Origin of the sequence: Nocardia sp. CS682, assembly GCF_004634405.1 — a bacterium.
GTDB lineage: Bacteria > Actinomycetota > Actinomycetes > Mycobacteriales > Mycobacteriaceae > Nocardia > Nocardia ninae.
In genome coordinates, this window is the sequence record NZ_CP029710.1 from 4,223,145 (window position 1) to 4,235,928 (window position 12,784).

General features: G+C 70.8%; 7 protein-coding genes. 5 read left to right on the forward strand and 2 right to left on the reverse strand.

Translation table 11 applies throughout. From position 1 onward, the window contains the following. Positions 1-75 precede the first annotated feature (75 nt). Together DMB37_RS19045 and DMB37_RS41815 are read right to left on the reverse strand one after the other, a co-directional pair. The gene (locus DMB37_RS19045) at positions 76-1,941 is read right to left on the reverse strand and encodes a dynamin family protein (protein ID WP_135237665.1); all 1,866 of its coding nucleotides are present in this window, start codon (positions 1,939-1,941) and stop codon (positions 76-78) included. Positions 1,942-2,036: 95 nt separating this feature from the next. Further along, positions 2,037-4,067 carry an IniB N-terminal domain-containing protein gene (locus tag DMB37_RS41815; RefSeq protein ID WP_135233880.1) on the reverse strand — a complete coding sequence of 677 codons (2,031 nt, stop codon included), beginning with the start codon at positions 4,065-4,067 and terminating at the stop codon, positions 2,037-2,039. Positions 4,068-4,332: 265 nt separating this feature from the next. Here DMB37_RS41815 and DMB37_RS19055 point away from each other — a divergent pair, with 265 nt between their 5' ends. The 5 genes from DMB37_RS19055 (at position 4,333) to DMB37_RS19075 (ending at position 12,739) form a co-directional block, all read left to right on the forward strand. After that, a complete protein-coding gene (locus tag DMB37_RS19055; RefSeq protein WP_135233881.1) occupies positions 4,333-6,039 on the forward strand; it encodes an Hsp70 family protein in 1,707 nt (568 codons plus the stop codon). Then, positions 6,032-8,629 (forward strand): LuxR C-terminal-related transcriptional regulator, encoded by a 2,598-nt coding sequence (locus DMB37_RS19060; RefSeq protein WP_135233882.1) that lies wholly within the window; start codon positions 6,032-6,034, stop codon positions 8,627-8,629. The genes DMB37_RS19055 and DMB37_RS19060 overlap by 8 nt, the downstream gene beginning before the upstream one ends. Positions 8,630-8,677: 48 nt before the next feature. Continuing rightward, positions 8,678-9,778 (forward strand): hypothetical protein, encoded by a 1,101-nt coding sequence (locus tag DMB37_RS19065; protein ID WP_167768882.1) that lies wholly within the window; start codon positions 8,678-8,680, stop codon positions 9,776-9,778. 166 nt (positions 9,779-9,944) lie between these two features. Beyond that, the gene (locus DMB37_RS19070; RefSeq protein ID WP_107653199.1) at positions 9,945-11,303 is read left to right on the forward strand and encodes a S1 family peptidase; all 1,359 of its coding nucleotides are present in this window, start codon (positions 9,945-9,947) and stop codon (positions 11,301-11,303) included. A 110-nt stretch (positions 11,304-11,413) separates the two neighbouring features. Beyond that, positions 11,414-12,739: a S1 family peptidase gene (locus tag DMB37_RS19075; protein WP_135233883.1), complete on the forward strand. Its 1,326-nt coding sequence runs from the start codon at positions 11,414-11,416 to the stop codon at positions 12,737-12,739. Positions 12,740-12,784: the final 45 nt, after the last annotated feature.

Sequence of the window (12,784 nt, forward strand, 5' to 3'; positions counted from 1 at the left end):
ACGCCGCCTCGCCTGCGCTCGGCTGCGCCGTTCGCGAAGGTGCGCTGGGTCGTCGGTTCACTCGGTGACGCTCGTTCACGGGGCAACCGTACCGACGGATGCGCTCGGCAGCGCGGCCTGCATGGCTTCGGCGTATCTGCCCAGCTCAGCTACCACGTGCAGTTGCCGTTCGAGCACCGCCGCGCGCTCGGCCCTGCGCGCGTTGGCCATCGTCGCGGCCTCCTGCGCGGCCCGCAGCGAATCGTCGATCGACCGCAGGCTCCGCTCGGCCACACCGGCATAGTGGTCGCGCAGCGCGCGATGGATGCGGTGCAACCGGTCCTTGGATTCCTTGCCCGTCTGAAAGGCCACGTCGTCGACGAACCGGCGGACGGCCGCCTTCGCCTCGGTGCGCCGCCGGGCCAGCCTGGCCTGCTTGTCGTCACGGAAGGCCTTGCCGCCCACCACGAGTCCGGCGCCGAGGGAGATCGGATTGAGCAGCGCGAGTCCGGCGAAAGTACTGGCCAGACCGACCATCAGCACGCCGCCGTAGGAGCCGCGCATGCCGACGAGCAGTTTGCTGCCGAAACCGATGTCCGGCTCCAGGTCGGCGAGGGTGCCCGCGCCGACATGACTGCCTGCGACGGCGGTGTCGGACCGGACATCCGGGAGATCGGTGGTGCCCGCATCGCTGAAATGCTCGGCGACCCGCTGGGCGAGTTGTAAGGCGCGTGAATGGGTCCAGAGCAGATTGTCGCCGATCGCCGTATCGATGGTGCCGGTGAGGTATTCGGCGATCCGCTCCCAATGCCGGCCGGGGTCGTGGTCGTCGATCCATTCCTCGGTGGTTCTGGCGATGCCGCGCAACCGATCTCGCAGATCGTGGTCGACATCGCCGGCGAGGTCGGTGATGCCGTCGGCCAGCGTCTGCTGCCAGGCGGCGGTGCGGCGGTGCAGGTGCTCGGCCGAGGTCCGCGCGGCCTGCAGTTCGCGGACCGCCGCCGCGCCGCGCGCCGGATCGCGGACCGCGACCAGCTCACTGCCCAGTGCGAGCGCCAGATGTTCGGCGGCGGAACGGATATCGCGGGCCACCGCGGCGCGGGTGGCGAGCTGGTCGCGGGCAACCACCTGGTCGCGCAGGAATTGGTAGAGCACGCCGAAGCCCGACTCGAGGCCCAGCTGTTGATCCTGCAGGCGCAGCGCGTGGCTGCGCAGCAGCGAGGACACCGCGATCATCGGCACGTCGAGACCGGCCGTCGCGAGGTGGCGCTGGTCGGCCTCGTGCACCTGGCGCCAGTGCGGGTACAGGTCGGTCTTGGTCAGCAGCAGCGCGACGGTGGGGCACAGCTCGCGGACCTGACGCAGGAACGCGAGTTCCGGCTCGGTGAGTTCGGTGGAAGCGTCGGAGAGCACCAGCACCGCGTCCGCGGCAGGCACCATACCGAGCACGGTTGCGGCATAAGAACTTCCGTGTCCGCCGACCCCTGGCGTATCGACCAGCACGATGCCATCGGCCAGCAGTGGGTTGGGCACCTGGATTTCCAACCGGAGGATCCGCCGCCCCTGAGCCAGCGGTGAGCGGGCGGAGATCGTGCCGATCTCGGTGAACGGCACGAGCACTCGGGTCTCCGGGCCGCCGGAGTCGCCGCCGGGCCCGGTGAGCACCAGCTCGGCCTTCGGCTCTGGGCCGTGCGCGAGCAGCGTGGTGACCGTGGTGGTCACGTCGTCGCCCACGGGGCAGATCTCCAGATTGAGCAGCGCGTTGACGAAGCGGCTCTTACCCTGATCCAGTTGTCCCGCAATGACAATGCGCCGCCGCGGGTCGCGGACCCGATCGGCGGCGACCTCGAGCCGGCCGACCAGGTCGGTGCGCCCTGCGGCGCGGGCCGCCGCGATGGTTTCGCCGAGTACCGACAGCAGCGGTACCGCCGGTGGTGTGGCGTTCGGTGCGGGCGTCCCCATCGCGGTATCGACCTCTTCCAGTGGCTCGAGCATTGTCGGTGCGGCGGCGCAGGGCTTGTCCGTGCGCCGCCGCAGGCGTGATCGGTGCGGCGGCGTCAGTGCAGCATCGCGTCGCCGGTGAGATCCGCACCGGCACTGCCGGTCAGATCCGCATCCGTCTCGCCGAACAGTCCGGTGTCGCCGTGCAGGCCAGCGGAACCGTCCAGCCCCGACCCGAACGCACTCGAAACATCAAGTGCCGACCAGGGGTTCGCGCTCGCCCCGACGCCGCCACTCAGTCCGGCACCGGTATCGACCGCGCCCTGCGTGGTGCTACCGACCGAGCCACCAAGGCCCGCAGTCGTATCCACGGCGCCGTGTGCCGTTCCGCCGAGCGTCGCACCGGTATCCACAGCTCCCTGCGCAGTACCGCCGAGCGAACCTTCGAGACCCGCAGCGGTATCCACAGCTCCCTGCGTGGTGCCGCCCAGCGAACCGCCCAAGCCCGCACCGGCATCGACAGCGCCTTGTGCAGTACCGCCGAGCGAACCACCCAGCCCCACAGCGGTATCCACAGCTCCCTGAGTAGTCCCGCCCAGCGAACCACCGAGGTTAGCGCCAGCGTCAACAGCGCCCTGCGCGGTACCGGCCAGCGAACCACCCAGCCCCGCACCGGCATCCACCGCCCCTTGGGCATTACCGCCCAACGAACCACCGAGACCGGCACCGGCATCCACCGCGCCGCCGATACCTGTGGACAAATCCGCACCGAGTCCGGTCTCCAGCTGCCCACCTGCGTCGATGACGCCGCCGAGCCCCGTTTCCAAACCTGTCCCCAGCTGTGCACCGGCACCGGCCGCACCGTCGAGCCCGGCCGAAAGTCCGGCTCCCAGTCCGACACCGGCATCTGCCGCAGCGCCGAGCCCGGCGTTCAACCCGGTCTCCAAACCGGTCACCAACTGCGAACCCGCATCAACCGCACCACCGATCTGGGCACTGGTATCGAGTACACCATCGAGACCTGTGGACAACCCGGTCTCCAGCCCCGAACCCAGCTGCGCACCGGCGTTGATCGAACTATCCACACTCGTCCCCAGCCCGGCACCGAGATCGGCACCCACCTGCGCGCCAGCACTGAGCACCGCACCGACATTGCCGGACAGCCCCGTCTCAAGGCCCGAACCGATCTGCGCCCCCGCGTCCACCGCTCCACCCACCGCGGTGGACAGGTCGCCACCGATTTCGGTGCCCACGCCTACCGCCGCACCGAGCCCGGTGGCCAGTTCGCTCTCCACACCAACGGCCGAATTCACCGCTCCACCAAGTGATGTCGACAAGCCGCCGGCCAACTGGGTTCCGGCGTCCACCGCGCCCTGCACACCGGCATTCACTCCGGCACCGAGACCAGCAGTCGCGTCGAGACCGGTCGTCACACCTGTCTGCACCGCACCCTGCAACCCGCTGGACAGGTCGGCCCCCACCTGGCCGCCCGCGCCGAGCGCGGCGTCGAGCCCGGTAGCAAGTCCGGCCGTGGCTTGCCCCACCGCACCGAGCGCACCGCCGAGCCCGGCGGACAAACTCGTTTCGAGCCCCGTCCCCACCTGCAGTCCGGCATCGACCGCACCCTGTACATCGGCACCGATGCCGGTCACCGCCTGCCCGGCCACACCGAGCGCACCGCCGACCGCGGCGGACAGATCAGCGCCGATGTCGGCAACGGTCCCCAGCCCTGCCGAAAGACCGGCGCCGAGATCAGCGCCGACCTGCAGCCCGGTGTCGATCGCGGTGTTCAGTCCCGCGTTGAGATCGATACCCGCACCGACCTGGCCACCCAGGTCGAGACCGAGGTCGGCGCCGATGTTCAGCCCGGCATCGGCCGCCGCGGCGGCACCGACGGTGCCCGCCGCGCCGAGCACGGCGGCAGCACCGGTCTGCGCACCCGCGGCCACGATTGCCGACAGCTGGGAGCCGCCCGCGACCAGCGCCGACTCCGCGACCATCGGGGCGACGGCGGCGATGTCCTCCGGGGTGACCGCAGGCAAACCCGCCGCCACCAGCGCCTGCGTCGGATTGGCGCAGTAACCGACCGCCGCCTCGTGGTCACGCAGCAGGTTGAGGATGAACTCGAGAATCGCGTTGGGTGTCATCAGAAACATCTCCTGAGAGCCGGCGGACCTCCGCGATCCGCATCGTTGGAATGCATTTCACGCTAGGGGCGCCACGCGTTACGCATAACGGGGCCGACCCCCACAACTCACCCGAGCCCGCCCTTAGGGGCTGCCACGGCATTAGGGGAATTTCCCCGGAACTTCCCCGAAACCGGTAACGGCGGACAACCAGCAACCGAAACAACAGGTGCATCGGGGTGCTCGCACGACACCGGACCACAGAGTTTTCGAACGGGGTTCACGCATGACACAGCGTCTGGCGCTCGGCATCACTGTCGGGGCGTCGAATTCGGTCGCCGCGGCGGCAGCGGGCGAGGACGGCGACGGCGTACGCACGCACCCCAGCGTGCTGCGGCTGGTGGCCGACGCGCCGCCCACCTTCGGCGCCGCCGCGCGAGCCACCGGACGGCACTCCAGCGACGTGCTGCTCGAGGGCTTCCTGGCCAGGGTCGGCGACCCGGTGGACATGCTCGCCGAGGACGGCACCGAGCATTGCGCCGCCGACCTCGTCGCGGCCGCCATCACCTGCCTGATCGACGAGATCAGTACCGACGCAAGCGAATCCGGCGTCACCGTGGCCTGCTACCCGGCGTGGTGGTCGCGGCACACGGTCGACATCCAGCGCGCGGCCCTGGATCGGGCGGGGCTGCGCGAGGTGACCCTGGTGCCCGAACCCACCGCCGCGGTCCGCTGGCTCGAGGCGACGCAGGGCCCGCTCGGCGACGGCGCGGTCGTCGTCTACGACCTCGGCGCCACCGGCCTGACCGTGTCGGTGGTGCGCACCGGCGATCACGCGAGCCTGCTCGGCACACCACTGCGGACCACCGACATCGCCGGCGCCGAATTCGATCTACTCACCATGCGCTACGTTCTGGCAAACGCTGTGGCGGCAAATGATTTCGACCCGTTCGACCCGGTTGTGGAACGGGAATTGGTGGCATTGCGTGAGCGCTGCAGAACGGCGAAAGAAGACCTCTCGATTAATACCGCGACCGTGGTACGGGCCCGGTTGAATCCGGCGGACGCACACACCAGCAACGTGCGTTTGGTGCGCGGCGAACTGGAGGATCTGCTCCGCGGGCCACTGCTGAGCTCGATCGACCTGATCCGCGACGCGGTGCACCGCGCAGGGCTCGACGTCGGCGACATCAGCCGCGTCCTGCTCACCGGAGGCGGCGGCGCGATTCCCTTGGTCGCCGAACTGATCTCGACCGAATTCGGCCTTCCGGTGGTCGCCGCTGCCCACCCCGCACACACCAGCGCCCGCGGTGCCGCCGCGCTGGCCGCCGAGCTGGCGTCGGTCACCGTCGACCGCGCACCGACCCCGGTACCCGCGCCGACCACCAAAGAGCTGCCCGCGGTAGCGATTTCACCCCTGCCGACGGCCGAGAAACCGCGCAGGCCACGGTTGCGCGGCAAGCAGCGCGCCACGATCGTCGCCGGTGCCGCAGTCGTCATCGGCCTGCTGGCCACCGGCACCGCCGCGATCGGCACGGGCATCCAGTCCGGCCCGAACCCGGCCTCGACCGAGCACTCCTCCCCGGCGCGCGGGGCGGAGATCGCCGCGACCACCGGCGGGCAAGCCACCGACCCGGCCGACCCCAACGCACCGGTCGCCGCGACGGACTCGGCCGCGTCCACCGCGGGCCGCCCGAAAACCGAGGCGGGACAACCCGGTTCCCCGACCGCGACAACGGTGGCCGTGGTGCACAGTCAGCCCGCCGCCGATCAGCCCGCCGCGCCGCCCGCGACACCCGGTGCGCCGCAACCGGCCCCGCAACCAGCCCCGCAGCCGCAACCCGCGCCCGGTAACCAGCCCGCACCGCTGCCCCCGCCGCAGGCCCCGAGCCTGCCGACCGGCGTGCTGAAGGACCCCATCGACTCCGTCGGTAACACCGTCGGCACCGTGTTGCGCGCACCCGGCGAGATCCTCGGAGGAAACGGTGGCTGACATCGCGTTCGACACCTTGCCGTCCGCGCGCGAGATCCTCCGGGAACTGGAGTCCGCCGACCACGAACCGGTCGTCTACCTCATCCGCGGCCGCTCGCAAACCGGAAAATCCACGCTGCTCAACGAGGTCCGCAATCGACTCCGGGCCCGCGGTATTCCCCTCCAGGACGTGCTGGCAGCGCACGGCGCCGAGCCGATCGTCACCTCCCCCAACGGATCTGCTCCGTCGACGGGACTTCGGCCAGCGCTGATCGTCGACAATGCCCACACGTTGAGCCAGGCGGATCTCGAATACCTGCGCGGCACTGTGGAATCCGGGCAGCGCACGGTCGTGATCGCGACCCAGCCCCGCCCGCACGACCTGCGCCTGCGCGCGCTGGCCGACACCGTCGCCCGCCGCGGCCGGGTGGTGGATCTGCGCGCCCTCGGCGTGGCCGACATCGCCCCGTTCGCCAGGGAACTCGGCATGATGGTGCCGCGCCAGGTGTCCCAGCACATCCACCGGCAGACCGACGGCATCCGCGGCGGCGTGGTCGCCGCGCTGACCGCCGCCTGCTCGGCCCGGCTCGACGCGGGCATCGGCGCGGTCGACGCCGCCGTCGCCGCGTGGGCGCGGTCGCTGCTGGACAACCTCGCACCGGACCTGCTGGAGACCCTCGTCGTCGCGACCACCGGCGCAGGCCTGGACGCCAGCGAACTCACCGAGGTGCTCGGCGTGGAACCCGTTGCCGCACAGCAGCTCATCGACCGAGCCAGGGCCAGCGCCCTGGTCACCGACGCCGACCTGCTGCTCACCCCCGCCGTCGCCCCGCTGCGCACGCTGCTCGGCGACCGCCGGTTCGTCGCGGTCCAGCGCAAGCTGCTCGGCGCGCGACTCGACGCGGGCCTGCTGCGTGACCACACCGCGCTGCTGCTCGCCGAGTCCGGCGTCCGCGACCCGCGGCTGGCCGAATTCCTTTCCGCCGCAGCGGAGAAGGCGGGCCGCGAGGCGGTGCGCTACTACGCGGCGGCGGCCGCGACCGGCGCCGACCCCGATCTCATCGCGCTGCGCTGGGCCGAGGCGGCAGGGCGCAACGGCGACGGCGAGACGGCCATGCGCCTGGCCGAGCCGGTGCTGGCCCGCTCCGGGGTCTCCGGCGCGGACCTCGCCGACGCGGTGCGGATCTGTGCCGCGGCGTTGACCCGGCGTGGCCTGGTCGCCCGTGCGGCACAACTGTATTCGTGGCTGGGCGCGCAGCGCGTCGGCGCGGATTGGGCCATCGGGGCGACCGTCCTCTCGCTCGCGGGCGACCGATCCGGTGCCGTGGAGATGTCCGGCTCCGCCACGCAGTGGCCGCCGACCGAGGCCAACGCGCACGCCAGGCTGATCGCCACCGCACTGGCCGGCTCGCTGAACGGCCACGGCGGCACCGACGAAAGCCCCGCTGTGCCGAGGCTGTCCGCCAACGGCACGGGCGCGGCGGTCTCCGCGCTGGTTCAGGCCGCACACGCGGACTCTGGCGTCGACCGATTCCTGCCCTGCACAGCGGTTTCCATCGCAACCCTGCTCTGCCTCGGCACCGGCGAGCCACGCCGGGCAGGCGACGCGCTGCGCCGCGCGACGGCCAGCGGACTGCGCTGCCACCAGCTCGAGGTGCTCGCGGCCTGGGTAGCAATGCTGAGCGGTGACGAACGCGCCGCGGCCGCCACGGTCGCCGCGCTCGATCACGACTCGCTCGACGTGCGTGACCGGCTGCTCGCGCACGGTGTCACGGTCGGCCTGGCCCGGCGTACCGGCGATCATGCCGCGCTGGCCAAGGCATGGCAGGCGGCCTACCTGATGTTCGACGACGTGGAGGCCGACCTGCTCGCGCTGCTCCCGATCGGCGAGCTGTGGCTGGCCGGTATCCGATTGCGTGACGAAGGTCGCATCGCGCCCCTGGTCGACTCCGCGCTGGCCCTGCTCCGCCGGTTGCACGAACCGCCCGCCTGGGCCAACGCCTTCCACTGGTACGGCGTGCAGGCCGCGATCCTGCACGAGAGCCCGCAGGAGCTGCTCCCGCATGCCCGGCCGCTCAAGGCCGCGGCCGAAGCGGGCGATCGGCACGCCGCGATCCTCGCCGACGCGGGCCGCACCTGGGTGCTGGTGCTGCGCGGTCAGGTCTCGGCCAAGCCGGTCGAGGCGGCCGTCGCCGGCCTGAGCGAGATCGGCATGACCTGGGACGCCGCCCGGCTGGCCAGCGAGGCCGCCCTCGCCGCCGCCGACGCGCCGACCGCGACCGCGCTGCTCAAGCTGGCCCGCACGGTCCGCGCCGACGCCAGGCCGCAGGACCCGATCCGACCGGCGAGCCCGACGCCGCCGCAGGGCAGCAAGCCCGCCCCCGACCCGGCCGTCGGCGAGCCGACGGCGATCCTCAGTGAACGCGAACGGGAAGTCGCCGAGCTGGTTCTGCTCGGGCTGACCTACCGCGAGATCGGCGCCCGCCTGTACATTTCCGCCAAGACGGTGGAACATCATGTCGCCCGTATTCGGCGCCGGATCGGTGCCCGGTCCCGATCGGAGCTATTGTCGATGCTCCGTGCCATGGGACATGGCTCCCTGCTGGTGTGACCAGCGAGTACGGATTCGTCAGCCGGGACGCCGAAGCGAGGTATTGAGATGGCCACAGGGGTGGGCCTGCGCGTCGCCGAGGACAACTGCACGGCGGCGATCGTCACCGACGGCGACGAAGAACCGTTGTTCATCGTCCGCGAGTCGTTGCTGTACATGTCCGACGACGGCGACGCCACGCTCGGCGGACCGCCACCGGACGAGAACGCGCACGCGATCACCGGCTTCGCGCTGGCCGTGGGCGACCCGGCGGGGATCTCCGTCGACGACGGCGAGGCTTATCGCGCCGAGGACCTGGTCGCCACCGCGCTGTTCTGCCTGATCAACTTGACCGCCGACCACCTCAACGGTCCGGCCGAGTTCTACGCGACCCACCCCGGTGACTGGCCGCGCGAATACGTGCAGGCGCTGCGCGATGCCCTGGACTACCTGGGCCTACGGTCGGTGCTGCTGGTCAGCGAAGCAGATCTGCCCGGCGCCGAGACCGACAGCACGGGCAGCACGTTCGCCTACGACGCCGCCCGCGCCGCGCTGGCCGCGGTGCTCTCCACCCCGGCGGGCAGCACCCCGCCGGACCCGACGCACGCCGAGAATTCGACGGTGGACACCGTCGTCATCCCGGCCGTGCCCGCCTCCGAGCCGACACCCCAGGCGTACTCGGCGGCCATCCCGATGGCCGAACCCGTGGCCACCGAGCAAGCCGCGGCGCCGAGCGCGCCCGCTCCGCAGGCCGAGCCTGCGACGGACCGCAAGCAACTCCCGCTGCTGATCGGTGCCGCGGCGCTGATCGGCCTCGTGCTCGGCGGCTTCGCGATGGCGGTGCTGTTCCGGGAGGACAGCGAGACGCCGGTGCCGCCGATGCGCGACGCCAAGTCCGATCAGGTGTCGGTGAGCCCGACGCCGCCGCCCGCACCGCCGATCAACTTCCCGACCGTGCCGGTGACGCCGACGACCACCGAGCCGCCGGTCATCATCACCACCCCGCCGCCCCCGCCGGAAACGACCACTCCGCCGCCGCCGACCACCGAGCCGCCGACCACGACACCGAGCTCGACGGTCCGCCCGCGACCGACCACCACCACGCCGCCTTTCCAGCCCTTACCGCAGATTCCGTCGATCCCCGGCCTGGAGATACCGGGCAGTCGGTGATTAAGAGAGCCCTTCCCCGGTTTGTGCCCTAAAGTGATGCGCTGACCGGTGTTGTCGGATGAATTACAGGCGCCCGGTCTGTTGCTGGAGGACGACTGTGAGCCAACGGATTCCAGGGCCGTTGCCGCGGATTGAGCTGGCACGTGCGTGCCGACGAAGGGATTTCATGCGCAAGTTGGTGGCGCGCCGCGCCACGGTCAAGGCTGTCGCCCTCGCTTCGACCGTTTTCCTCGCACCCTTGCTCTGCACGACCACCGCCGCGGCGGCCCCGGAGACACCCGCGCAGCTGACTGCCGACGCGCTGCCGCAGGAACTCGTGCAGGCGATCGCGCGCGATCTGAAGATGACACCGACGGAATACCTGGACCGTGCGGCCCGCGCCCAGCAGTTGCGCGACTACGCCCGCGATTTCCGCTCGGAACGCCCCGACTCCTACGCGGGCGCCTGGATCGGCACCGACGGCAAGCCCGTCGTCGCGGTGACCTCGCTCGACGCCGCCAAGATCGCCGCGGCCGACGGATACCAGACCCGGCTCGCCCCGGTGTCCGCGGACGGCCTGGAAGGCTCACTGGTGCAACTGAATCAGTGGATCACCAGCCTGCCCCGCGAGATCTCCACCGCGATCAACTCCGTGGCCATCGACTTCCTCAACAGCCAGCTGGTGCTCAACGTCGCCAACACCCCGGCGGGCCACCTGCTGAACCTGCCGACCCTGATCGCCAACATCAAGGTCATCCTCTCCCCCGGCAGCGGTGGCGCGGTCGAGCGGCGGCCGATGGGTGGCGACACCTACATCAGCGCGCCGATCTCGCTGCACGACGCCTCGCTCAAGGGCGTCGACGTCTGCTCGTTCGGCTTCAACAGCACCGACGCGGCCGGCAACGCACTGAATATCAGTGCGGGCCATTGCGATCCGAACATCGGCAAGGACTCCCAAGAGGCCACCGTCTACTACCCCAACGTCAAGGACATCCCGAACAGCCCGGAGCTGGGCAGCTTCGTCCAGGCCAAACTGGGCGGGCAGAGCGCGCTGGACTACTCGGTGATCAAGCTGAACGACCGCGCGATCCGGGCGGGCATGGATCAGCCGACGGTGCGCGGCGCCAACGGCACCACCATCGCCATCACCGGTACCGCCGACCCGATCACCGGCGCGCCGGTGTGCAAGTCCGGGCAGTCGTCCACCTTCACGTGTGGCTTCGTGGTGGCCGATCGGGTGGAGACCCAGCTGTACACCTCCGAGGGCGAGAGCAAGATCGTGCGCGGCTTCGCCAGCTCCGCCTGCACGCTCGGCGGCGACAGCGGCGGTGCGATCGTCTCCGGCACCCTCGCACTCGGTATCACCAGTGGATCCAACGCGGCCGAGGCGCCGGACTGCAACGAGGCCAATATCGCGCTGGCGCAGTACGGCGGCACGGCGAGCCTCGGCATCCCGATCCGGCCGATCCTGGCCGATATCGACGCTTCCTCGGGCGGCGGACTCGGCAGCGGCATCACGGTGCGGACCCGGCCGAGCGCCGGGTGACGCACGCCCGGACGCGGTGACGATCGGTATGCCGAAAAAAAGTGACTACCAAACGAACCAGAGCGTCGTTATAAGTAGGCATACCGAGCTGGAGCCCATATAGTCTGGGCATGCTCCTGCCACGTATAGGTCATCTCCGATCAGCTGCGCGACAGACCCGGGTCCGAAAATCAGTTATCGCCGCTTCGGCGGCGATACTGCTGTTCGGGCCGACGGCGGCAGTAGCGACAGCGCAACCCGATCCGGCCCCTGGTCTGCCCGCCGAACTGGTTGCCGCGGTCGCCCGCGATCTGAAGATCTCCCCGGAGGAGTACCTGCACCGCGCCGACGTGGCCCAGCAGGTCGCCGCGTTCGCCACCACCGCCCAGCGGCAGTACCCGGCGGTCTTCGCCGGTTCGTGGCTCGACGACAACGGCAAGGCGGTCGTCGCGCTGGCCCAGGGTCCCGGTGCCGACGAGGCCCGAACGGCCGCGCAGTCAGCGGGTTTCGAGGTCCGCAACGTGGCCAAGAGCGAGTCCGCGCTGCGCGGTGAGAAGACCGCGTTCCAGCGCTGGCTCGACGGACAGCCCGAGGCGGTGTCGGCCCTCGTGCGTGGCGTGGTGATCGATACGGTCAACAACAGCATCGCGGTGCGCGTCGACAAGCCGGGCCTGCCGATGCCGAACTTCATCGACCCGGCCAGGGTCATCGTGATGGCCCCGCCGGTGGCCGGTGAGCAGGCGACGCTGGAGGCCAGCGAGATCGCCGGCGCGGCGAACGGCGCGCTGGCAGGCGGCGACGGCTACGCCTCGGTCGCCGGACGGCTCTCGCTGCGCTGCTCGCTCGGCTTCAACGGCACCGACCGCAGCGGCAACATCGTGAATGTCACGGCGGGCCACTGCAATCCGGACATCCCGTCGGCGGGCAACGACAACGCCGCCCGGGTGCACGAGCTGAACGGCAACCGGCTCGGCAACGAGCTCGGCCGCTTCGAGAAGTCGGTGCTCGGCTCGCAGGACTACTCGATCGTCCGGATCGCCGACCAGTCGCGAGATCGCTTCGGCAACAACGAGGTCCGGGTGCCCGGCGCCGCGTCGATCCGCATCGACGGCGTGGCCACCCCCGTCGTCGGCGCCCCGGTCTGCAAGTCCGGTTCGCGGACCGGCTTCAGCTGCGGCGTGGTGAACGCGGTCGACCAGACCGTGCAGGTCGGCGAGCGCGAGCTCACCCAGGCCTTCTCGGCCAACATCTGCGCGCTGCCCGGCGACAGCGGTGGCCCGATCGTCACCGGCAGGCTGGCCCTCGGCATCTCCAGTGCCTCGTCGGTGGCCGACTACCCGATCTGCGAGATCCCCAACCTGATCGGTGCGCTCACCGGCAACACGCCGCAGCTGTTCGCGCAGCCGGTCAGCGTGGTGCTCTCGGACAACCCGGGGCTGCGGCTTCGCACCAACTAGTCCGCACCATCGTCAAGGCCGACAGCGTTGCGCTGTCGGCCTTTT